18 protein-coding genes are annotated in these 23,237 nt (G+C 71.2%); 13 read left to right on the forward strand and 5 right to left on the reverse strand.

Features of this window, described 5'->3' with window-relative positions:
• Positions 1–6: 6 nt before the first annotated feature.
• Positions 7–2,961 carry a tetratricopeptide repeat protein gene (locus ACFVYN_RS24070; RefSeq protein WP_390001699.1) on the reverse strand — a complete coding sequence of 985 codons (2,955 nt, stop codon included), beginning with the start codon at positions 2,959–2,961 and terminating at the stop codon, positions 7–9.
• Entirely contained in the window at positions 2,961–4,796 is a 1,836-nt protein-coding gene (locus tag ACFVYN_RS24075) for an HSP90 family protein (RefSeq protein WP_390001701.1), read from the reverse strand. The genes ACFVYN_RS24070 and ACFVYN_RS24075 overlap by 1 nt, the downstream gene beginning before the upstream one ends.
• Positions 4,797–4,962: 166 nt before the next feature.
• On the opposite strand from ACFVYN_RS24075, the gene recG reads away from it, so the two are divergent.
• From recG to mutM, 8 genes are all read left to right on the forward strand, one after another.
• The gene (gene recG, locus ACFVYN_RS24080; protein ID WP_390001703.1) at positions 4,963–7,200 is read left to right on the forward strand and encodes an ATP-dependent DNA helicase RecG; all 2,238 of its coding nucleotides are present in this window, start codon (positions 4,963–4,965) and stop codon (positions 7,198–7,200) included.
• A 39-nt stretch (positions 7,201–7,239) separates the two neighbouring features.
• Positions 7,240–7,827, forward strand: a complete 588-nt coding sequence (rsmD, locus tag ACFVYN_RS24085; protein WP_390001704.1) for a 16S rRNA (guanine(966)-N(2))-methyltransferase RsmD — start codon at positions 7,240–7,242, stop codon at positions 7,825–7,827.
• Positions 7,828–7,853: 26 nt separating this feature from the next.
• Positions 7,854–8,333, forward strand: coding sequence for a pantetheine-phosphate adenylyltransferase (coaD, locus tag ACFVYN_RS24090; RefSeq protein ID WP_020138732.1), 480 nt, complete (start codon positions 7,854–7,856; stop codon positions 8,331–8,333).
• Between the two features lie 57 nt (positions 8,334–8,390).
• Complete coding sequence (locus tag ACFVYN_RS24095; RefSeq protein WP_390001706.1) at positions 8,391–9,455, forward strand: ATP synthase F0 subunit B; 1,065 nt, start codon at positions 8,391–8,393, stop codon at positions 9,453–9,455.
• Positions 9,456–9,597: 142 nt separating this feature from the next.
• Positions 9,598–10,242, forward strand: a complete 645-nt coding sequence (locus ACFVYN_RS24100; protein ID WP_390001708.1) for a YceD family protein — start codon at positions 9,598–9,600, stop codon at positions 10,240–10,242.
• 2 nt (positions 10,243–10,244) lie between these two features.
• Positions 10,245–10,418 carry a 50S ribosomal protein L32 gene (gene rpmF / locus ACFVYN_RS24105; RefSeq protein ID WP_006139588.1) on the forward strand — a complete coding sequence of 58 codons (174 nt, stop codon included), beginning with the start codon at positions 10,245–10,247 and terminating at the stop codon, positions 10,416–10,418.
• Between the two features lie 19 nt (positions 10,419–10,437).
• Positions 10,438–11,274: a ribonuclease III gene (gene rnc / locus ACFVYN_RS24110; protein ID WP_390001809.1), complete on the forward strand. Its 837-nt coding sequence runs from the start codon at positions 10,438–10,440 to the stop codon at positions 11,272–11,274.
• A 107-nt stretch (positions 11,275–11,381) separates the two neighbouring features.
• Entirely contained in the window at positions 11,382–12,242 is an 861-nt protein-coding gene (gene mutM / locus ACFVYN_RS24115; RefSeq protein ID WP_390001710.1) for a bifunctional DNA-formamidopyrimidine glycosylase/DNA-(apurinic or apyrimidinic site) lyase, read from the forward strand.
• Here mutM and ACFVYN_RS24120 read toward each other — a convergent pair.
• Positions 12,215–12,616: a helix-turn-helix domain-containing protein gene (locus tag ACFVYN_RS24120; protein ID WP_352389411.1), complete on the reverse strand. Its 402-nt coding sequence runs from the start codon at positions 12,614–12,616 to the stop codon at positions 12,215–12,217. The two genes, mutM and ACFVYN_RS24120, sit on opposite strands and share 28 nt — an antisense overlap.
• Before the next feature lie 80 nt (positions 12,617–12,696).
• The gene (locus ACFVYN_RS24125; RefSeq protein WP_390001712.1) at positions 12,697–13,788 is read right to left on the reverse strand and encodes a CAP domain-containing protein; all 1,092 of its coding nucleotides are present in this window, start codon (positions 13,786–13,788) and stop codon (positions 12,697–12,699) included.
• 171 nt (positions 13,789–13,959) lie between these two features.
• Here ACFVYN_RS24125 and ACFVYN_RS24130 point away from each other — a divergent pair, with 171 nt between their 5' ends.
• The 4 genes from ACFVYN_RS24130 (at position 13,960) to ACFVYN_RS24145 (ending at position 20,249) form a co-directional block, all read left to right on the forward strand.
• Positions 13,960–14,241: an acylphosphatase gene (locus tag ACFVYN_RS24130; RefSeq protein WP_057616505.1), complete on the forward strand. Its 282-nt coding sequence runs from the start codon at positions 13,960–13,962 to the stop codon at positions 14,239–14,241.
• A gap of 382 nt (positions 14,242–14,623) precedes the next feature.
• Positions 14,624–14,827 (forward strand): hypothetical protein, encoded by a 204-nt coding sequence (locus ACFVYN_RS24135; protein WP_007384948.1) that lies wholly within the window; start codon positions 14,624–14,626, stop codon positions 14,825–14,827.
• A gap of 223 nt (positions 14,828–15,050) precedes the next feature.
• Positions 15,051–18,662: a chromosome segregation protein SMC gene (smc, locus tag ACFVYN_RS24140; protein ID WP_390001714.1), complete on the forward strand. Its 3,612-nt coding sequence runs from the start codon at positions 15,051–15,053 to the stop codon at positions 18,660–18,662.
• Positions 18,663–18,830: 168 nt separating this feature from the next.
• A complete protein-coding gene (locus ACFVYN_RS24145; RefSeq protein WP_390001716.1) occupies positions 18,831–20,249 on the forward strand; it encodes a sugar porter family MFS transporter in 1,419 nt (472 codons plus the stop codon).
• Between the two features lie 371 nt (positions 20,250–20,620).
• On the opposite strand, the gene ACFVYN_RS24150 is transcribed toward ACFVYN_RS24145, so the two are convergent.
• Positions 20,621–21,592, reverse strand: coding sequence for an LLM class flavin-dependent oxidoreductase (locus tag ACFVYN_RS24150; protein WP_390001718.1), 972 nt, complete (start codon positions 21,590–21,592; stop codon positions 20,621–20,623).
• Positions 21,593–21,958: 366 nt separating this feature from the next.
• Here ACFVYN_RS24150 and ftsY point away from each other — a divergent pair, with 366 nt between their 5' ends.
• Complete coding sequence (gene ftsY, locus ACFVYN_RS24155) at positions 21,959–23,152, forward strand: signal recognition particle-docking protein FtsY (protein WP_390001720.1); 1,194 nt, start codon at positions 21,959–21,961, stop codon at positions 23,150–23,152.
• Positions 23,153–23,237: the final 85 nt, after the last annotated feature.

Genomic DNA, 23,237 nt, shown 5'->3' on the forward strand with positions numbered 1-23,237 from the left:
GGGCAATCAGTTGTTCTGCCCCTCCATGAGCTCCAGCAGTTGCCCCGCCTCGGCCCGCCGCGCCTGTGCCGTCCCGTCGGCCCCGTCGGCCCCGTCCGCGTCGTCGTAGGAGTCGCCGTAGGAGTCGAGCACGGCACGCGCGCGTGCCGCCGCCTCCGTCGGCCGGCCCAGGTCGATCGCCAGCCAGCCCGCCGCGAGTTCGGCACCGGTCCGGGCGTCCAGGGCGTCGTCCCCGAGCGAGGCGAACACGACCACCGCCTCCACCACCTGGGCCAGCGCCTCCTCCAGCACCGCCCGGATCGAGTCGTCCTCGGCGTCCTCGGACACGCAGCGAGCGATGAGGTCCCCGAACTGCCGGTGCGTGTGCCCGAGTTCGCCGACCAGCCGCTGCCGCGCCGCCTCGTCGGCCTCCGCGTCACCCAGTGCGTCCTCGCACTCCCGGACCGCGTCCGCCATCAACTGCCGTGCCGCCTGCGCCCCGTCCTCAGCGCGCAGCGCGAGCCAGGCGCGGGCCCGCAGGGAGCGGACGAGGCCGTGCACGTTGCCGAGCTCCCGCCACAGCGAGCCCGCGCGCGCGTACGCCCGGTCGGCCTCGGCGGGCAGCCCCGCGGCCCCGAGCGACTCGGCGGCGAGATGGGCGAGGGTGGCGTGGTCGTGCTGCTCGGGCCAGTGCCGGGCGATCTCGGCGGCCTGGAGACGCCGTTCGGCCGCCTCCCGGTGCTCGCCCAGCTCGCTCAGACAGTCGCCGAGCCACCACTGCGTCTGGACGACCGCTCCCTCGCCGTGGCTCTCGGCGCTCAGGTCGGGCAGCGCCGACTCCAGCACCTCCGCGGCCTCGGCCCACCGGCCGAGACGCACCAGGAGCCCGCCCAGCTGGTGCCGGGCCAGGGCGCCCAGCGTCGGCCCCTCCCCGGCCTCGTCGGCCCAGTGAGCGGCCTCCAGGGCATGGTCGGCGGCCTCCTCGGCGAGCCCCCGGCCGCCGACGACCTCGGCGAGCTGGAGACGCAGCTGGGCCCGCCCGACCGCCTCCAGGTGCGGTCCGCCGTGCTCCAGCGCCGCCCGCAGCGCTCGTTCCGTCCCGCCCAGGTCGCCCAGGTGGTGCAGGAGCCCGGCCAGCCTGGCCTCGTACTCCACCGCGAACCACGGCAGTCCCGCCTCCACGAACCCCGCCGCGGCCCACCCGAACAGCTCCGCCGCCCCCTGCACGTCCCCGGTCCGCACGGCCAGCTCCGCCAGCATCGCCTGCGCCTCGGCGACCCGCGCGGCGAGCCGCACGTCGTCCCCGGTCCGGCCCTCGACGAGGGCGAGCACCTCCCGTACGGCCGACTCGGCGTCGGTCAGGAACGCCTCGTCGTCGCCCTCGTGCACCCGCCGCATCAGGATCCGCGCCCGGGACATCAGCACCGACGCCGTCTGCCGTACGCCGGTGCCGTCCCCGGAGTAGAGCGCGAGGATCTCGTCGTACGGCCCGGCGACCGCCGCGAGCGCCTCGTCCACCTCGCCCTCCAGCGCGCGCACGTACGCGGCACGCGCGTGTGCGGCCAGCGCCTCGCCCGGGTCGCCCGCCTCCGCGTACAACTCGGCGGCTCGCTCGAACAGTTCGAGGCCCGCGGGGCCCAGGTCCATGGCCTCGTGGTCGGCGATCTCGGCCCGGTCGCGCGGGTCCAGCTCGATGCCCTCGGCGGCCCGTGCGACCGCCGCCCACGCCTCGACGGCGTTCGGCTGGAGGGTGTCCGACAGCCGGCGGGCCTCGGCGACCAGTGCGGGCAGATCGGGCTCCTGGGCGGTCGTGGGGGCCGGAGACGTCACCACGGGAACGGTGACCGTCCGTACTCCCAGCGGGAGCCGTTCCACCAGCGGGCGCTGCGCCATACGCGCGCGTGCCCGCTCGCTGACGTGAGCCGTGCCGTTGCGCTCGTCGAAGCGGGCGGCCAGCGCGAGGGCCTCCTCGCGCGCGTGGGCGGCGAGTTCGGCGGCGGTCCAGGACCGGCCCGCGGGCCCCGGCACCGGCCGGTCGCCCGGACCGAGCTCGACGAGACGGTCCATGAGCAGCGCCACCACGGCCATGAAGTCCAGCCTGCTGCGCGGATGGCCGTCGTCCGTGAAGTACGCGGGACGCTCCGCGAGCAGCTCCAGAGCCCGTGCCTCGTTGCCGCTGAGCGCGCAGAACTCGACATGGTCCGCGTAGGCGCCGCGCATGCTCTCCATGGACCGCACGAGCCGGAAGCCCCGCAGGTGGTTGGCGCGCGCCTCGTCGAGGCGGCCCAGGCGCAGCAACGGCGTGAGGGAGGAGGCGAGGGCCGCGTGCGGCTCGTGGGCGCAGCTGAACTCGCCCTCCAGGACCGGCGCCCACAGGTCGAGCGCCTCCTCGTCCCGCCCGCGCTGCGCCTGCCACCAGCCCTGCTCGTGCAGCTCGCAGGCGTGGCAGTCGGCCATGCTGTCCCGGTCGGCGGCCAGCCACGCGGCGTACGCGCGCCCCGCCCGCTCCAGGTCCCCGACGTGCGCGGCCACGCTGTACTCGGCGCTGCGCACGGCCCGTTCGGAGTGCCCGGCCAGCCGGTAGCGGTGCTCCATCTCGCCGAGCCACTTCTCGACGGCGGCGAGCGGGATGTGCGGCTGGTCGAGCATGCCGGCCGTCATCCACTTGAAGACCCAGTGCAGCGAGTGCGTCTCGTACGCGTCGAAGTCCTCGGGGCGCTCGTCCCACATGCGCAGCAGCCGCGCGAAGGGGACGAACATCTTGGCCTTCTCGGAGCTGTAGTTGTAGACCTTCAGCTGGTGTCCGAGCGCCTCGACGACCGCGAGCGGGATGTTCAGCTTCTCGGCCTCGGCGAGCAGCTGTTCCGCGCGCGCGTTGCGGGCGGGCCCCTCCGGCTCCTCGGCGTTCTCCGCCATCGCCCGGCGCAGCGCGTCGAAGGCCGTGACCCCGTGGTTGCCGTCGATCCCGTCGACCCCGCTCATCAGCGGCCCTCCTCGCCGTTCGTGGCCCACTCCAGCAGGCCCATGAAGGCCCGGTTCAGCAGCGCCGAGTCCGCGGGCCTGAGCGGCCGCTGGGCCATCAGCAGCGCCTGCCCGTACAGGGACTCGGTGGCGGTGCCGATCAGTTCCGGATCGCCCAGCGAACCGATCCGCCGTACCAGCGGGTTGAGATGGTTCACCACCAGACGCGCGCGTGGGGCGCTGCCGCGCAGCGAGCCGAGGATGCCGGCCCACAGGTCGTCGGCGCGGTCCTCGGCCTCCGCCCGTGCCTGCTCGTGCCGGGCGCCCCGGTCGTCCAGGTGCAGCGCGGGCACGGACAGCGGCCGGAACGCGCGCAGGACCACGTCGCAGCCCAGTGGATCGAGCCTGGCCCGCGCGGCCGCCAGGAAGCCGGACAGCGCCAGCTCCTCCGCCGGATCGACCAGGTCCATGTGGGCGGTGACGGTGTCCGCGTCCAGCTCCGCGACGACCGTCCCCGGCCGCACCGAGGGCAGCGCCTCGACCAGGTCGCTGTCGTACGTGTAGCCGCCGTTGACCACCCCGACGCCCTGCGCGGAGGCGATCGGCGCCACCTGCCGGTACTCCTCGACGGTCCGCGTGAAGTGCACCACCGCGTGCCGCCGCGCGAACTCCTCCAGCGACAGCCGCCCGTCGGTCGTCTCGAACGGCAGCCAGGGCAGCATCGTGCGCAGCATGTCCGTGTCGTGCCGCGCGAGCGACTTCACGCCCAGGTGGTGCACGGACAGGAAGGCCGCGAGCCGTTCCGGATCCCCGGCCGCCAGACCGGTCAGCCAGGACCGGATCCGCTCACCGAGCGCCTCCCGGACCGCGGCCAGCGTCTCGTCCTCGTACAGCGACTCGCGCGAGGCCGTGGGCCGCAGGCTGTCGGTGTCCAGGACGCAGCGCACGAAGAACGCCCAGTCCGGCAGCAGCTGTTCGGCCCGCTCGGTCAGCAGCATGCCCTTGAGATGCACGCGATGCGTCGCCCGCTGGGCGGGACTGACCGCCGAGGGAAGGACGTACGCCACGCCCCGGATCCCGGCCAGCGGAACGTTCAGCTCGATCGAGTCCAGCGGGGTGAAACCGAACAGCTCGTGACAGTGCCGGGCCAGGGCCACCCTGCGGGTGGCGGGGGAGGGGTAGGGCCGGTCCCAGGGCGCGGGCAGATCGGTGACCGCCTCGTCGCCGACCCGGACGTCGTACGGCAGCAGGGAGCCGAAGTCCCGGGCGAGCCGCAGGACCCGCTCGGGCGTGAGCCACTCGCCGGCACCCGCCCGCGCCACCAGGTGCACGGTGGTCCCCGGCTCCGGACGGGCGTCGTGGGGCAGCGTCCGTACCCGGTACGAACCGTCGTCGCTCGCCGTCCACTCCACGGGCGGCGCGTCCGGCGTCCGGGCGCTGCGGCTGACCACCCGGATCCGCTCGGCCACCACGAAACAGGCGAGCAGACCGATGCCGAACTGCCCGAGGAATTCGGAGCGCACCTCCTGGAGGCCCTCGGCCCGCTTGGAGCTGCGTCCGATGGTGGCCAGCAGGTCGTGCACGTCCGCCTCGGTGAGCCCGATCCCGGAGTCCTCGACCCGCAGGGCGCCGTTCTCGGCGTGCAACCGCACCCGGGCCGGGGCGTCCGGCTGTTCGGCCCGCCGGGCCGTGATCGCGTCCACCGCGTTCTGGAGCAGTTCGCGCAGATAGACCTTGGGGCTGGAGTAGAGGTGATGGGAGAGGAGGTCCACCAGACCGCGCAGGTCGACCTGGAACGTATGAGGTTGCGGAGGTACCTGGGGTGTCTGCGATGACTGTGAGGTCTGGGAATCCATCGTCGCAGCGCCGGTGGGGGGAAACGTGCACGCGGCGCGGGGTCGGGCGGTCCCGGGTGGGGCGGGATCCGCGGATGGCCGGAGCGCGCCATCCTAAGTCCCCAACCAGCCGTCTGACCAGGGGTTTCCCGGTACGTATACGGCAATGTCAGTGGTGTGGTGTGCAATGGATCTCGTGCCCGCACTGGAAGAACCGTTGAAGAAGGTGCTCGGCCCCGCCACCGCGAAGGTGATGGCCGAGCATCTCGGCCTGCACTCCGTCGGCGACCTCCTGCACCACTACCCGCGCAGATACGAGGAGCGGGGGCAGCTGACCCACCTCGCCGACCTGCCCATGGACGAGCACGTCACCGTGGTCGCCCAGGTCGCCGACGCCCGTCTGCACACCTTCGCCTCGGCCAGGGCACCGCGCGGCAAGGGGCAGCGGCTGGAGGTCACCATCACGGACGGCAGCGGCCGCCTCCAACTGGTCTTCTTCGGCAACGGCGTCCACAAGCCCCACAAGGAACTCCTGCCGGGCACCCGCGCGCTGTTCGCCGGCAAGGTCTCCCTGTTCAACCGCCGCCTCCAACTGGCCCATCCGGCATACGAGTTGCTGCGCGGAGCCGACGACGAGGCAGCGGAGACGGTGGAGAGCTGGGCGGGCGCCCTGATCCCCCTCTACCCCGCCACCGCCAAACTGGAGTCCTGGAAGATCGGCAAGGCGATCCAGACGGTCCTGCCGAGCGCCCAGGAGGCGATCGACCCCCTCCCGGAGTCCCTCCGCGAGGGCCGGGGTCTGGTCCCCCTCCCGGAGGCCCTCCTCAAGATCCACCGTCCGCACACCAAGGCCGACATCGCCGACGCCCAGGCCCGCCTCAAGTGGGACGAGGCCTTCGTCCTCCAGGTCGCCCTCGCCCGCCGCCGCCATGCGGACGCCCAACTCCCCGCGGTGCCGAGGAAACCCGCTCCGGACGGCCTCCTCGCGGCTTTCGACGACCGCCTCCCCTTCACCCTCACGGACGGCCAGCAGAAGGTCTCCAAGGAGATCTTCGACGACCTCGCCACGGACCATCCGATGCACCGGCTGCTGCAGGGCGAGGTGGGATCGGGCAAGACACTGGTGGCCCTGCGCGCCATGCTCGCCGTCGTCGACGCGGGCGGACAGGCCGCCATGCTGGCCCCCACCGAGGTGCTCGCCCAGCAGCACCACCGCTCGGTCGTGGAGATGATGGGCGAGCTTGCCGAGGGCGGAATGCTGGGCGGCTCCGAGCACGGCACCAAGGTCGTGCTGCTCACCGGTTCGATGGGCACGGCCGCGCGCCGGCAGGCGATGCTGGATCTGGTCACCGGAGAGGCCGGGATCGTGATCGGCACGCACGCGCTGATCGAGGACAAGGTGCAGTTCCAGGACCTGGGCCTGGTCGTGGTCGACGAACAGCACCGGTTCGGCGTCGAGCAGCGGGACGCCCTGCGCGGCAAGGGAAAGCAGCCGCCCCACCTCCTCGTCATGACGGCCACCCCCATTCCGCGCACGGTCGCCATGACGGTCTTCGGCGACCTGGAGACCTCCGTCCTGGACCAGCTCCCGGCCGGCCGCTCCCCGATCGCCAGCCATGTGGTGCCGGCCGCGGACAAGCCCCACTTCCTCACCCGCGCCTGGGAACGCGTCCGCGAGGAGGTGGAGAACGGCCACCAGGCCTACGTCGTCTGCCCCCGCATCGGCGACGAGGAGGACGACCCCAAGAAGGCCGCCCAGCAGAAGTCCCACCAGAAGTCCCAGCAGTCCCCGGAGGACGAGGCCGAGAAGCGCCCGCCGCTCGCCGTCCTGGACATCGCCGACCAGCTCGCCAAGGGCCCCTTGAGCGGCCTGCGCGTCGAGGTGCTGCACGGCCGTATGCACCCCGACGACAAGGACGCGGTCATGCGCCGCTTCGCCGCCGGCGAGACCCACGTCCTGGTCGCCACCACGGTCATCGAGGTCGGCGTCAACGTCCCCAACGCCACGGCGATGGTCATCATGGACGCCGACCGCTTCGGCGTCTCCCAGCTCCACCAGCTGCGCGGCCGGGTGGGCCGGGGCTCGGCGCCCGGGCTGTGCCTGCTGGTCTCGGAGATGCCCGAGGCGAGCCCGGCCCGCCAGCGGCTGAACGCGGTGGCGTCGACGCTGGACGGCTTCGAACTCTCCCGCATCGACCTGGAACAGCGCCGCGAGGGCGATGTCCTCGGCCAGGCCCAGTCCGGCGCCCGGACCTCGCTGCGGGTCCTCGCCGTGATCGAGGACGAGGAGATCATCGCGGAGGCGAGGCAGGAGGCGACGGCGGTGGTGGAGGCGGATCCGGAGCTGATCACGCTTCCCGGCCTGCGCACAGCCCTGGACGCGCTTCTGGACGAGGAGAGGGAGCAGTACCTGGAAATGGGCTGAGAAACTGGACCCGTAACCACCCCCGAACAAGGACCGAAGATGACGCGCGTGATCGCGGGCAGAGCCGGCGGACGCCGCCTGGCCGTCCCGCCGGGCAACGGAACCCGGCCCACCTCCGACCGGGCGCGCGAAGGTCTCTTCTCCACCTGGCAGTCCCTCCTCGGCGGCCCCCTGGGAGGTGAACGGGTCCTGGACCTCTACGCCGGATCGGGCGCGGTCGGCCTGGAAGCCCTCTCCCGCGGCGCGAGCCACACCCTCCTGGTCGAGGCCGACGCGAGAGCCGCCCGCACCATCCGCGAGAACGTCAGGAACCTCGGCCTGCCCGGGGCCGAGGTCCGCGCGGGCAAGGCCGAACAGATCATCCAGGCAGCGGCGCCGGCGCAGCCGTACGACCTCGTCTTCCTGGACCCGCCGTACCGAGTCACGGATCACGATCTTCGCGAGATTCTGCTCACACTCCGCACGGAACACTGGCTCGCGCCGGAGGCCCTCGTCACCGTGGAGCGCAGCACCAGAGGCGGAGAGTTCCACTGGCCGCCCGGATTCGACGCGGTCAAGGCCCGTCGCTACGGCGAGGGAACGTTTTGGTACGGTCGCGCCGCCTCTACGTGCGAAGACGCACGATGACCGGACCGGAGAGCGAGGGATCTCAAGTGCGCCGCGCCGTCTGTCCCGGGTCGTTCGACCCGATCACCAACGGACACCTCGACATCATCTCCCGCGCCTCCAGACTGTACGACGAGGTCTATGTCGCGGTGATGATCAACAAGTCCAAGAAGGGCCTGTTCGAGATCGACGAACGGATCGACCTGATCCGCGAGGTCACCGCCGAGTACGGCAACGTGATCGTCGAGGCCTTCCACGGCCTGCTCGTCGACTACTGCAAGGAGCGCGACATCCCGGCCATCGTCAAGGGCCTGCGCGCGGTCAGCGACTTCGACTACGAGCTCCAGATGGCCCAGATGAACAACGGCCTGAGCGGTGTCGAGACCCTTTTCGTGCCGACCAACCCCACCTACAGCTTCCTGTCCTCCTCGCTCGTCAAGGAGGTCGCGACCTGGGGCGGAGACGTCTCCCACCTGGTCCCCCCAAGGGTCCTGGAAGCCCTGAACGAGCGCCTCCGCAAGGGCTGATGGGGCTACAGTCGTCCCGTCCGTCTCCAACACGGCTGTAGAGAGTGGCGAGCACAGGTGGACGTGCAGAAGAAGCTCGACGAGATCGTCTCCACGGTCTCCGGCGCCCGGTCGATGCCCATGTCGGCCTCGGTGATCGTCAACCGCGCCGACCTGCTCGCGATGCTCGAAGAGCTGCGCCAGGCCCTGCCGGGCTCCCTCGCGCAGGCCCAGGAGCTGATCGGCGACCGTGACCAGCTGGTCGAGCAGGCCCGCCAGGAGGCCGAGCGCATCATCTCCACGGCACACGCCGAGCGCGGCTCCCTGATCTCCGACACCGAGATCGCCCGCCGCTCCCAGGCCGAGGCCGACCGGATCCTCGACGAGGCCCGAAGGGAGGCCGAGGAGGTCCGCGCCGAGGCCGACGACTACGTCGACTCCAAGCTCGCCAACTTCGAGGTCGTCCTCACCAAGACCCTCGGCTCGGTCGGCCGCGGCCGCGAGAGGCTCCTCGGCACCGGCCCGGGTCTCGACGAGCACGGCTACGAGGACGAGGACGCCCCCGAGCGCAGCCACGACCCCGAGACGCTGCGCAAGGACGCCGACTCCTACGTCGACGCCAAGCTCGGCGCCTTCGAGGCGGTCCTGGCCAAGACCCTGGAGGCCGTCGGCCGCGGCCGCCAGAAGCTGCACGGCCGCATCGCCACCGACGACCTCGGCGCCCTCGCCGACAACACCGCCACCGTCCAGCACTCCAGCGACGCCGACTACCTGGCCGACCTCACCGCCCTCGCCGAGCAGGACGCCCAGGCCCAGGCACAGGCAGGGCAGCCCGAGTACGCCCAGCAGCCGGCGTACGGCTACCAGCAGCAGCCCGACGCCTACGCCGGCTACCAGCAGCAGCCCGATCCCTACGCCCAGCAGGACCAGTACGGCTACCAGCAGACCGACCCCTACGCCTACCAGGGGTACGACCAGCAGCAGTACGACCCGAACCAGGCCCAGCAGGCCCAGCAGGCCCAGCAGGCCCACCAGCCGCAGCAGACCCAGCAGAGCTACGCCCTCGACGAGACCAGCCTCTTCGACACCGGCATGATCACGCCGGAGCAGTTGAGGGCGTACGAACAGGGTCGCGGTCAGTAAGGGGCTACCGGAGACCACCGGATTGGGCCGTGAGCGAAAGGTCCAGTATCCTGGCTCTTCGGTCGCGTGTACGTCCGCGATCAACGCTGCCCGGGAACACCGAAGGGCGGCGTCCCCCCGAGTTTCAAGATCGAAAGCAGGAATGGCCCTGAACGCCCGCCTCGACCACCGCAACCCTCTCGTGTTCGACACACACGAGCTGGGCCGGCGTCCTGGCGCGCTGCAGCGCCTGACCCGTGAGATCGACGCTCCCAAGGACCTCGGTATCCAGGGAGTGATCGGAGTGCCGGAAGGCGCCCCGGTCGAGCTCGAACTCCGCCTGGAGTCGGTCATGGAAGGGGTGCTTGTCACAGGCACCGCCCGTGCACAGGCCAAGGGGGAGTGCGTAAGGTGTCTGGAGCCGCTCGAGCTGGCGCTCGAAGCGGACTTCCAGGAGATGTTCTCGTACCCTGACGCCGACGACCGGGGCCGCGTGAAAGCGGAACCGGCCGACGACGCCGAGGAAGACGAGGACAGGCTCTTCATCGAGGACGGCCTGTTCGACCTCGAACCCGTGCTGCGTGATGCGGTGGTGCTCGCACTGCCGATGCAGCCGGTGTGCCAGGACGACTGCCTGGGCCTGTGCTCCGAATGCGGAGAGCGGCTCACGGACGACCCGGACCACCACCATGACGCCGTCGACATCCGTTGGGCGGCACTGCAGGGACTCGCCGGTTCACTCGAAGACGGCGAGAAGGACGAGATGAGCGGCGCCGAACCTGGCGTCGACGAGAAGCAGGAGAAGTAGCCGTGGCTGTTCCGAAGCGGAAGATGTCGCGCAGCAACACGCGCCACCGCCGGTCGCAGTGGAAGGCTGCGGTCCCCACCCTGGTTGCGTGCGAGCGCTGCCACGAGCCCAAGCTGCAGCACATCGCGTGCCCCGCTTGCGGCACCTACAACAAGCGCCAGGTCCTCGAGGTCTGAGCGGCTGGTGAGAGGCACTGTGTCCACGCCGAAGAAGAACGCGGGCGACAACCAGGCCTCGTCCCACACGCTGTTGGAAGGGCGGCTCGGGTACAAGCTCGAGTCCGCCCTTCTGGTGCGTGCGCTGACCCACCGGTCCTACGCGTACGAGAACGGCGGTCTGCCGACCAACGAGCGTCTGGAGTTCCTCGGGGACTCCGTACTCGGCCTCGTGGTCACGGACACGCTGTACACGACCCACCCCGACCTGCCCGAAGGCCAACTGGCCAAGTTGCGGGCCGCGGTGGTCAACTCGCGCGCACTGGCGGAGGTCGGCCGCGGGCTCGACCTGGGTTCCTTCATCCGGCTCGGCCGTGGTGAAGAGGGCACAGGCGGCCGGGACAAGGCGTCCATCCTCGCCGACACCCTGGAAGCGGTGATCGGCGCGGTCTATCTCGACCAGGGTCTGGATGCGGCGAGCGAGCTCGTCCATCGGCTTTTCGACCCGCTGATCGAGAAGTCCTCCAACCTCGGTGCCGGCCTGGACTGGAAGACCAGTCTCCAGGAGCTCACCGCGACCGAAGGGCTCGGCGTGCCCGAGTACCTGGTCACGGAGACCGGCCCCGATCACGAGAAGACCTTCACTGCTGCCGCCCGCGTCGGAGGCGTCTCGTACGGCACCGGCACCGGCCGCAGCAAGAAGGAGGCGGAGCAGCAGGCCGCGGAGTCCGCCTGGAGGTCCATCCGGGCCGCAGCGGACGAGCGCGCCGAGGCGGCGGCCGCAAAGGCCGTTGAGATCGTCGAGGCCGTCGAGGCCATTGAGGTCGTCGAAGCCGCCGAGGACGACGACGAAGGTCCGTCGTCCGTCTCCGCCTGACGCCTGGAAGCACCAGCGCGTCCGGAAGAACAGCGCAGCCGAGCGCCTGCCCCCGAACACCGGGGCGGGCGCTCGGCTCATACACCGGTCCGTGACGGGGGAGTCCCATGCCCGAGTTGCCCGAGGTCGAGGTCGTACGGCGCGGCCTCGAGCGGTGGGTCGCCCACCGTACGGTCGCCGAGGCCGAGGTGCTGCACCCGCGCGCGGTCCGCCGTCACCTCGCCGGCGCCGAGGACTTCGCGCACCGGCTCAAGGGCCACCGCGTCGGCATCCCGAGCCGCCGCGGGAAGTACCTCTGGCTGCCCCTGGAGGACACCGGCCAGTCGGTCCTGGCCCATCTCGGGATGAGCGGCCAGCTGCTGGTCCAGCCGCATGCCGCGCCCGACGAGAAGCACCTGAGGATCCGGGTGAGGTTCGCCGACGAGGTGGACACCGAAATGCGCTTCGTCGACCAACGCACCTTCGGCGGGCTGTCGTTGCACGACAACACCCCCGACGGCCTGCCCGACGTCATCGCGCACATCGCGCGCGACCCCCTCGACCCGCTCTTCGACGACGACGCCTTCCACCAGGCCCTGCGCCGCAAGCGCAGCACCATCAAACGGGCCCTGCTGGACCAGTCGTTGATCAGCGGAGTCGGCAACATCTACGCGGACGAGGCGCTGTGGCGCTCCCGCATCCACTACGAGCGCCCCACCGGCACCTTCACGCGCCCCCGCACCGCGGAACTCCTGGGCCACGTCCGGGACGTGATGAACGCGGCCCTCGCGGTCGGCGGCACCAGCTTCGACAGCCTGTACGTCAACGTCAACGGCGAGTCCGGGTACTTCGACCGGTCCCTCGACGCGTACGGCCGTGAGGGGCTGCCCTGCAAGCGGTGCGGTACGCCGATGCGCCGGCGGCCGTGGATGAACCGGTCCAGCTACTTCTGCCCGAGGTGTCAGCGGGCGCCGCGCGTCACGTCGTAGCGCTCACGAGCGGCCAGGACGTCGTCCATGCGGCCCTCGACGAAGTGGATGAGGCCCAGCAGGCGCTCGGCGAGCTCGTGGCCCAGCGGGGTGAGCTCGTAGTCGACGCGGGGCGGGTTGGTGGGCTGGGCCTCGCGGTGCACCAGGCCGTCTCGCTCCAGCGCCTGGAGCGTCTGGGAGAGCATCTTCTCGCTCACGCCGTCGACCCGGCGGCGCAGCTCGTTGAAGCGCAGCGAGCCCTCGTGCAGGGCGCCGAGGGTGAGTGCGCCCCAGCGGCCCGTCACGTGCTCCAGGGTGCCGCGCGAGGGGCAGGCCTTGGCGAACACGTCGTACGGGAGGTCCCGCGCCTCCGGGGGCTGCTGCGTGGTGTCCATATCACGAGCGTACTGGAAGGGAGCGCTAACCAACAGGTCGCACTAACGAAAAGTTAGTGCGACCGTCGTCGCACGGGTCTCTAGTACCCGAAGTCCTGGGTCCACCAGGGGCCGCCCGCGCCGAACTGCACGCCCACGCCCAGCGTCTTGAAGTCGCAGTTCAGGATGTTCGCCTTGTGGCCGGGGCTGTTCATCCACGCTTCCATGACCGAGGCCGCGTCGGCCTGGCCCCGGGCGATGTTCTCGCCGCCGAGGCTGGTGATCCCGGCCTTCGCGGCGCGGTCCCACGGGGTGGCGCCGCTCGGGTCGGTGTGGTCGAAGAAGCCCTGGTCGGCCATGGCCTTGCTGAAGGTCTCGGCGAGATCGGTGAGCGCGCTGTTGGCGGCGACGGGGCTGCAGCCCACCTTCTCGCGCTCGACGTTGACGAGCCTGAGCACCTCGGCCTCGGCTGCGGCCTCCGTGGAGACCTCCACCGGCGCGGTGGTCTCCTGCTTCGCGGGCTCCCGCTCCTGCTGCGAAGGAGTCGTCTCCGGCTCCTTGGTCGGCGTGGCCGCCGGCTTCTTCGCCGGCTTCTTCGTCGGCTTCTTGCTCGGGGCGGGCGTCGAGGTCGAGGGGGCCGGCGAGGGCGAGGAGGCGCGCTCGGCGTCCCGGCTCGTCGACGAGCCGTCCTCGCGGCTGTCGTCGCTGCCGGCACTGCCGGAGGTGCCGCCCTGCTCGGCGGGCGAGTTGGTCGGCGAGCTCGCCGCCTGCACGTCCCCGCCGGTGGTGCCGCCGCCGATCTTGTAGTTGTCCAGGCCCGGCACCACGCCCGCGGCGACCGCGACCGTGCCGATCGCGACGGCGGCCGAGACCCCGAGCAGACCGGTCTTGACCGGCGTCACGAGGTTCTTCTTGCGGCGGCGGTGCGAGCCGCTGCGACGCGGACCGTCGGCGGGCGTGTAGCCCTCGCCCCGGTACAGCGCGTACTCCTCCTCCGACGCGAACAGGTAGGCGTCACTGCGCGCGTAGGGGTCGGCGTCCTCGTGGCCCGGGTAGGTGGCGGTGCCCACCGAGGCGAAGTTGTACGAGTCCTGCGGGTCGTGGCCACTCCCGTAGGAGGTGTATGTCGGTGTGACCCCCGTGGCGCGGCCCGTGGCGGCGCGGCCGGCGGCGGAGCGTCGGTGGCGTCCCATGTCCTTGCCTTCCTCGTCTGTTCTTGCGGTCGACGCGTCCCCCCGGCCAACCAAGTCACAAAACCCACACGATCGAGTGAGTTTCGTATGAGATTCATTGGCAGCGGACAGTACCGCATGGCGCCAGTTGAAGGAGTGCCGGGAGAGACATTGGCCGGTTAGGTTGCACCCATGAGCGAGGATGTACGACTGGTCGCCTGGGTGCGCGGACGCGTCCAAGGTGTGGGTTTCCGCTGGTTCACGCGGGCCAAGGCTCTGGAGATCGGCGGCCTGAGTGGTTTTGCTCTCAATCTGGACGACGGACGCGTCCAGGTGGTCGCGGAGGGCCCGCGCAAGGGCTGCCAGGGACTCCTCGACTGGCTCCTCGGCGACGACACGCCCGGCCGTGTCGACGGTGTCACCGAGATCTGGGACACACCCCGCGGGGGTTACGACGGCTTCGCCATCCGCTGAGCGGTTTCTGTAAAACGGCCCAGGCGGCAGCGCCGGGACATGCCACCGGCACCTGCCGGAAGCAGAAAGGCGCTGGTGGTTGCCAAGAAGCCCCTGCCGTGGCAAGCTCCGCAGCCAAGAATGATCGTCACGCCCCCGGGGTCCCGAGGGAGCCGCAGCGCCGCCGTTCCCAGGCCGCGCCGGAGCGGGTTGCCACCAATACGGGGCGTGATCGTGTTGACCGTCAAACTTTTTGGTGAGACGCTGAAAGCACCCCGCGCACCTTAGCTGTTTGGCATGGAACAACAGCAGCACGAACTCAAAAGTGTCAAGCACCGCGGGTGCGAATCCCTCACGACCCACACCGCATCGGTCGGTCACTCAGTGTGGAGGACCATCCATCATGGCAAAGGCGCTTCTCGGTTACGTCGGCGGCTCGGACCCTCGACTCCTCGCCGAGATGCGACGGCTCCAGCAGCGCGTCCAGGACCTGGAATCCGAACTCGTACGGATCCAGGCCGAGAATGACGAGCTCGCGGCTGCCGCTTCTCACGACAGGATCATGGAGAGCATCGACGCACACCAGGCGGAGCCTGCGCTCACCTGATCGCTGCATCGCTCCACGACAGCTCACGCAGTGGTCCGGTCAGCCCGTATCAACCGCTCAGTTGTCAGAGTTTGCAAGGGACGCTTCGGCGTCCCTTCTTTCTTGCCCCCGTGCACCCTTTCACTCTCTTAACGTTTGGTGTGCCCTCCACGTTCAACGGTGAAACCGCGGGCAACAGCGCGTTCATGGAGTGAGACACCCCCGGAAGGTAGAGTCCAGCGCCGTGCACCTCAAGGCCCTGACCCTCCGAGGGTTCAAGTCGTTCGCATCGGCGACCACGCTCCGGTTCGAGCCGGGCATCACGTGCGTCGTCGGACCGAACGGCTCGGGCAAGTCCAATGTCGTGGACGCGCTCAGCTGGGTCATGGGCGAACAGGGCGCCAAGTCGCTGCGCGGCGGCAAGATGGAGGACGTCATCTTCGCCGGGACCACCGGGCGCCCGCCGCTGGGCCGCGCCGAGGTGTCCCTGACCATCGACAACTCCGACGGCGCCCTGCCCATCGAGTACGCCGAGGTCACCATCACGCGGATCATGTTCCGCAACGGCGGCAGCGAGTACCAGATCAACGGCGACACCTGCCGCCTCCTTGACATCCAGGAACTCCTGTCCGACTCCGGCATCGGCCGCGAGATGCACGTGATCGTCGGCCAGGGCCAGCTCGACTCCGTCCTGCACGCGGATCCCACGGGCCGCCGCGCCTTCATCGAGGAGGCCGCGGGCGTCCTCAAGCACCGCAAGCGCAAGGAGAAGGCGCTGCGCAAGCTGGACGCGATGCAGGCCAACCTCGCGCGCGTGCAGGACCTCACCGACGAACTCCGGCGCCAGCTCAAGCCGCTCGGCAGACAGGCCGCGGTCGCCCGCCGGGCCGCCGTCATCCAGGCCGACCTGCGGGACGCCCGCCTCCGGCTGCTCGCCGACGATCTCGTACGACTGCGGCAGGCGCTGCAGGCCGAGGTCGCGGACGAGGCCGCGCTGAAGGAGCGCAAGGAGGCCGCCGAGCGGGAGCTGAAGAAGGCCCTCCAGCGCGAGGCCCTGCTGGAGGACGAGGTACGGCAGCTCGCGCCCCGGCTCCAGCGCGCCCAGCAGACCTGGTACGAGCTCTCCCAGCTCGCCGAGCGGGTGCGCGGCACGATCTCCCTGGCCGACGCGCGCGTGAAGAGCGCCACGTCGGCGCCGCCCGAGGAACGGCGGGGCCGTGACCCCGAGGACATGGAGCGCGAGGCCGCCCGTGTCCGCGAGCAGGAGGCCGAGCTGGAGGCTGCCCTGGAGGCGGCCGAGCACGCTCTGGAGGACACGGTCGCGCACCGCGCCGAGCTGGAGCGCGAGCTCGCCCAGGAGGAACGGCGTCTGAAGGACGTGGCCCGGGCCATCGCCGACCGGCGCGAGGGCCTCGCCCGGCTCAGCGGCCAGGTCAACGCGGCCCGTTCCCGCGCCGCCTCCGCCCAGGCCGAGATCGACCGCCTGGCCGCCGCCCGGGACGAGGCGCGGGAGCGGGCCGTGGCCGCGCAGGAGGAGTACGAGGCGCTGAAGGCCGAGGTCGACGGCCTCGACGCGGGCGACGCGGAGCTGGCGGAGCAGCATGAAGCGGCGAAGCAGCAACTGGCGGAGGCGGAGGCCGCACTGACGGCTGCCCGCGAGGCGGTCACGGCGGCGGAACGCAGACGAGCGGCGACACAGGCCAGGCACGAGGCCCTGGCGATGGGGTTGCGGAGGAAGGACGGGACGGGGGCGCTGCTGGGCGCGAAAGACCGTCTGACCGGCTTGCTGGGCCCGGCGGCCGAGCTCCTGACGGTGACCCCGGGCCACGAGGTCGCGCTGGCGGCCGCGTTCGGCGTGGCGGCGGACGCGCTGGCGGTGACATCGCCTTCGGCGGCGGCGGACGCGATCCGCCTGCTGAGGAAGCAGGATGCGGGACGAGCGTCCCTCCTCCTGGCAGGCGGCGCCGAAGACGCGCCCCTCAGGGGCGCGGGGCTGCATCAATCCGCGGCTCCGCCGCGGGGCGCGACCAGCCACGGCGGCCCCGCGGACAACACCCATCAGCACGCGGCGGATCTCGTCCGTGCCCCGCAGGACCTCATGCCGGCCGTCAGACGTCTGCTCCACGGCATCGTCGTCGTCGGCACCCTCGAAGACGCCGAGGACCTCGTCTACGCCAACCCCCACCTCACCGCCGTCACCGCCGAAGGCGACCTCCTCGGCGCGCACTTCGCGCACGGCGGCTCCGCGGGCGCTCCCAGCCTCCTCGAAGTACAGGCATCCGTCGACCAGGCCGCCGCCGAACTCGAGGAGCTGGCCGTGCAGTGCGAGGAACTCGCCGGGGCCCAGCACACGGCGGTGGAGCACCGCAAGCAGTGCGCGGCCCGGGTGGAGGAGCTCGGGGAGCGCCGCCGCGCCGCCGACCGGGAGAAGTCGGCCGTGGCCCAGCAGCTGGGCCGGCTGTCCGGCCAGGCGAGGGGCGCCGCCGGTGAGGCGGAACGCTCCACCGCGGCGGCCGCCCGGGCGCAGGACGCGCTGGAGAAGGCCCTCGAAGAGGTCGAGGAACTCGCCGAACGCCTCGCCGTGGCCGAGGAGATGCCGGTCGAGGAGGAACCCGACACCTCCGTACGGGACCGTCTCGCCGCCGACGGCGCCAACGCCCGCCAGACCGAGATGGAGGCCCGCCTCCAGGTCCGTACCCACGAAGAGCGGGTCAAGGGGCTCGCCGGACGGGCCGACTCCCTCGACCGGGCCGCCCGCGCGGAACGGGACGCACGCGCGCGTGCCGAACAGCGGCGGGCCAGGCTGCGGCACGAGGCCGCCGTGGCCGAGGCTGTCGCCGCCGGCGCGCGCCAGCTGCTCGCCCACGTCGAGGTGTCCCTCGCTCGCGCGGACGCGGAGCGGACCGCCGCCGAGGCCGCCAAGGCGCTCAGGGAACGGGAGTTGACCGCCGCACGCAACACCGGCCGTGACCTCAAGGCCGAGCTCGACAAGCTGACCGACTCCGTCCACCGGGGCGAGGTGCTCGGCGCCGAGAAGCGGATGCGGATCGAGCAGCTGGAGACCAAGGCGCTGGAGGAGCTGGGGGTCGAGCCGGCCGGTCTGATCGAGGAGTACGGCCCCCACCAGCTCGTACCGCCCTCCCCGCCCGCCGAGGGCGAGGAGCTGCCCGAGGACCCGGAGCATCCGCGCAACCAGCCGAAGCAGTTCCACCGGGCCGAGCAGGAGAAGCGGCTCAGGGCGGCCGAGCGGGCGTACCAGCAGCTCGGCAAGGTCAATCCGCTCGCCCTTGAGGAGTTCGCGGCGCTGGAGGAGCGGCACAAGTTCCTCAGTGAGCAGCTGGAGGACCTGAAGAAGACCCGCGCCGACCTGCTGCAGGTGGTGAAGGAGGTCGACGAGCGCGTCGAGCAGGTCTTCACCGAGGCCTACCGGGACACCGCACGGCAGTTCGAGGGCGTCTTCAGCCGGCTCTTCCCGGGCGGCGAGGGGCGGCTGATCCTGACCGACCCCGACAACATGCTCACCACCGGCGTGGACGTCGAGGCGCGGCCGCCGGGCAAGAAGGTCAAGCGGCTCAGCCTGCTCTCCGGTGGCGAGCGGTCCCTCACGGCCGTAGCGTTGCTGGTGTCGATCTTCAAGGCGCGGCCCAGCCCGTTCTACGTCATGGACGAGGTCGAGGCCGCCCTCGACGACACCAACCTCCAGCGGCTGATCCGCATCATGCAGGAGCTGCAGGAGGCCTCGCAGCTCATCGTGATCACGCACCAGAAGCGGACGATGGAGGTCGCCGACGCGCTGTACGGCGTCTCCATGCAGGGCGACGGTGTCTCGAAGGTGATCAGTCAGCGGCTGCGGTAGCCCGTTCGGGTACCCCGTTTTCATTCGTTCATGCCTTGAACGCGAACACCTTCTCTGTGCCTGTTTTCTCACACGCCTCCAGTAGTTGATTTCGGAACTTGAAGGCATAGGGTCTTCATCGTTGTTCTTGCCTTCAGGCAGCGTTGCCGATGGCCTTAGGAGTTGAGCGTGACCAGCACAGCGCAGGCGCAGAAGTCAGGAGCCGGAACGGCTCATCCCGATCATCTCGGGCACGTCATCTTCATCGCGGCGGCGGCCGCGATGGGCGGATTCCTCTTCGGTTACGACAGCTCCGTGATCAACGGCGCGGTCGAGGCCATCCGGGGCCGCTACGACGTCGGCTCCGCGGCCCTGGCGCAGGTCATCGCCATCGCCCTGATCGGCTGCGCGATCGGCGCGGCGACCGCGGGACGCATCGCGGACCGCATCGGCCGTATCCGGTGCATGCAGATCTCGGCCGTCCTGTTCACGGTCAGCGCCGTCGGTTCGGCACTGCCCTTCGCGCTGTACGACCTGGCGTTCTGGCGGGTCGTCGGCGGCTTCGCCATCGGCATGGCCTCGGTCATCGGCCCCGCCTACATCGCCGAGGTGGCCCCGCCCGCCTACCGCGGCCGGCTCGGCTCCTTCCAGCAGGCCGCGATCGTCATCGGCATCGCCGTCTCCCAGCTGGTCAACTGGGGCCTGCTGAACGCGGCCGGCGGCGACCAGCGCGGCAAGCTGATGGGCCTGGAGGCCTGGCAGGTCATGCTCGGCGTGATGGTGATCCCGGCCGTCCTCTACGGCCTGCTCTCCTTCGCCATCCCCGAGTCCCCGCGTTTTCTGATCTCCGTCGGCAAGCGCGAGCGCGCCAAGGAGATCCTCGCGGAGGTCGAGGGCGACAAGATCGACCTGGACGCGCGCGTCGCCGAGATCGAGCACGCCATGAAGAGCGAGCACAAGTCGAGCTTCAAGGACCTGCTCGGCGGCTCCTTCTTCTTCAAGCCGATCGTCTGGGTCGGCATCGGCCTCTCGGTCTTCCAGCAGTTCGTCGGCATCAACGTCGCGTTCTACTACTCCTCGACACTGTGGCAGTCGGTCGGCGTCGACCCGACGGACTCGTTCCTCTACTCCTTCACGACGTCGATCATCAACATCGTCGGCACCGTGATCGCGATGATCTTCGTGGACCGCGTCGGCCGCCGCCCGCTCGCCCTGATCGGGTCGGTCGGCATGGTGATCGGTCTCGCCCTTGAGGCCTGGGCGTTCTCCTTCGACCTGGTCGACGGCAAGCTGCCGGCCGCGCAGGGCTGGACCGCCCTGATCGCCGCCCACGTGTTCGTCCTCTTCTTCGCCCTGTCCTGGGGTGTGGTCGTCTGGGTCTTCCTCGGCGAGATGTTCCCGAACCGGATCCGCGCCGCGGCGCTCGGCGTGGCCGCGTCCGCGCAGTGGATCGCCAACTGGGCCATCACCGCGAGCTTCCCGTCGCTGGCCGACTGGAACCTCTCCGCGACCTACGTGATCTACACGGTCTTCGCCGCGCTCTCCATCCCGTTCGTCCTCAAGTTCGTCAAGGAGACGAAGGGCAAGGCCCTGGAGGAGATGGGCTGACGGCCCCCTCGAACCCGGGGAGAGGGGCCAACACCCCGCTGCCCTTCTCCCCGAACCGTCCGCCGCCCCCGGCCCGGCAACCGCCTGGACCGAGGGCGGCGGTGTCGTGTGCGGGGGCTGGCGCTCGGTGCTGAGGGCGACGGGGTGGAGATGAGCGCGCAGCAGGGCGATCACCCGCAGGAACTCGTGCACCGCCCCGGCCCCCACCTCCAGATCTCCATTGGTCAGCACGGGGGAAGAAGCGGGCGCCGAGCGAGCGCACCGGGTCCCCCATCCCCGCAGCGTCGGGTGCTCCCCGTGCCCGAGGACACGCCTCGTGGGCCCAGTGGATCACTGGCTCCCCCAACCGGGCCGTCGGTTGTCGCCGCAGTTCAAGCGCCCAGTGCCGGAAGCACCCGCTCCGCGAACAACCGCAGGCTCCGCCAGCCCTCCTCCACCGGCATCCCGCCCGCCAGCGGATGCAGGACCAGGTTGTCGAGGTCCTGCTCCACGCACTCCTCGGGCGTGAGGATCCGGTACACACCCTCCGCGCGCAGTTCGTCCACCGACGTGGCCGCCGAGCGCACCGCCGAGCGGATGTCGCCGGACTGCCAGGAGGCGTACGTCCGGGCCTCGTGCAGGAAGTGCTCTCCGTGACGTGCCCACACCTCGTCCGGGTCCTCGGCGATGTGCAGCAACGGCGTCTCGGCCGTCGGCATCATGGTCCAGCCCTCGGTGCCGTACTCGACGAGCCGTTCCTTGTAGTACGCCTCCAGCTCCGGCAGGTGCGCGCTGGGGAAGAAGGGCAGGCCGAGGCGAGCGGCACGGCGGGCGGCGGCCTTGGAGGAGCCGCCGACCAGGAGCAGGGGGTGCGGGTCGGTGAAGGGGCGCGGGGTGACCCGTACCGTACGGCCCCGGTACTCGAACTCCTCGCCGGTCCAGGCCTTCAGCAGAGTCTCCAGCAGCTCGTCCTGCAGGCGGCCCCGCCGCCTCCACTCCACGTCGAACAGGGCGTACTCCTCCGGGCGGTACCCGATCCCGGCGACCGTCACCAGCCGGCCGCCGCTCAGCAGATCCAGTACGGCGATCTCCTCGGCCAGGCGGAGCGGGTCGTGCAGCGGACCGATCACGGCGGAGACGGTGACCGCGATCCTGCGCGTCGCGCCGAAGACCGCGCCCGCGAAGGCGAACGGCGACGGCAGCCAGTTGTTGTCGACGCCGTGGTGCTCCTCGGTCTGCACGGTGGTGACCCCGTGCTCGTCGGCGTACGCGGCCATGTCCAGGGCGGCCCGGTAGCGGGCGCTGAGGGAGGCGGGCGTCGCACCGGGCTCGACGAGGTTGAAACGGACGACCGTGACGGGCACGGGAGATCCCCCTTCACCGGACGGATGGTGCGGGGACGGTAGCTGACGATGCGTCAGATTGCCATGGAGCCGCCCGTACACGGGCGGCAGGGAGCTGCCGAGTCGCGGTCCGGAGGAGGCGTCGGCTCGTCCGGTGGTCCGCTCCGCCGAGGCCGTACGCGCCGGTCGTGGGGCCCGGCGAGCCGGGCCGTCGTACGACGTCCTGCGCGGCGTGTCCGCGTCGAGGACGCGGGCCCGGGCCCAGAAGGCCACCGGGAGCGGCGAGCGGGATCACGGCGTCGACCGGGACCCGCCCCAAGCCGTGGGCACCCGTCTCCGCGTTGGAGCTGGGTCCGGCCGGGACCCATGGCCGATACTGGGTGGGTTATGGAAACCGTCATCCTTGCTGTAGTCATCGCCGTGGTCGTGCTCGGTGTCCTCGGCGGGCTCGTCGTCGGCAGCCGGCGCAAGAAGCCGCTGCCCCCGCCGCCTCCCGCCGCGCCCGACATCACCGCCCCTCCGGCCGAGCCGCACGTCGGCGACGAGGCCGAGACGCCGCGCGACGAACCGCGCCGGACCATTGAGGAGGTCGATCTCCCGGGCGGCTCGGCGCCGCCCGTCATCGAAGAGCTCCCCCCGACCGAGATCGAGGTCCCGGAGCCCACCGCCGGACGTCTGGTCCGGCTGCGCTCCCGGCTCTCCCGCTCGCAGAACGTGCTCGGCAAGGGGCTGCTCACGCTCCTGTCGCGCGAGCACCTCGACGACGACACCTGGGAGGAGATCGAGGACATCCTCCTCACCGCCGACGTCGGTGTGGCCCCCACCCAGGAACTGGTCGACGGGCTGCGCGAGCGGGTGAAGGTGCTGGGCACCCGGACCCCCGACGAACTGCGCGCCCTGTTGCGCGACGAGCTGCTCAAGCTGGTCGGCACCGAGGTCGACCGCACGGTGAGGACCGAGCCCGAGGAGCGCAAGCCGGGCATCGTGATGGTCGTCGGGGTCAACGGCACCGGCAAGACCACCACCACCGGCAAGCTCGCGCGCGTGCTCGTGGCCGACGGGCGCAGTGTCGTCCTGGGTGCCGCCGACACCTTCCGGGCCGCCGCCGCCGACCAGCTCCAGACCTGGGGCGAGCGGGTGGGCGCCCACACCGTGCGCGGGCCCGAGGGCGGCGACCCCGCCTCCGTCGCCTTCGATGCGGTGAAGGAGGGCAAGCAGATGGGGGTCGACGTGGTCCTCATCGACACCGCGGGCCGCCTCCACACCAAGACCGGCCTCATGGACGAGCTCGGCAAGGTCAAGCGGGTCGTGGAGAAGCACGCTCCGGTCGACGAGGTGCTGCTGGTCCTCGACGCCACCACCGGGCAGAACGGCCTGGTGCAGGCCCGTGTCTTCGCCGAGGTCGTCGACATCACCGGCATCGTCCTGACCAAGCTCGACGGCACGGCCAAGGGCGGCATCGTGGTCGCGGTCCAGCGCGAACTGGGCGTGCCGGTCAAGCTGATCGGCCTCGGAGAGGGCGCCGACGACCTGGCGCCGTTCGAGCCGGAAGCGTTCGTGGACGCGCTGCTCGGCGAGTGAGGAACCGTACGCGCGAAGAAGCGCCCGCCCCCGAGGTGCAGTCGGGAGCGGGCGCTTCGCTGTGCACGCCGTACGTCCTGCTTCG

It is taken from the genome of Streptomyces sp. NPDC058307 (genome assembly GCF_042880295.1).
Lineage (GTDB): Bacteria > Actinomycetota > Actinomycetes > Streptomycetales > Streptomycetaceae > Streptomyces.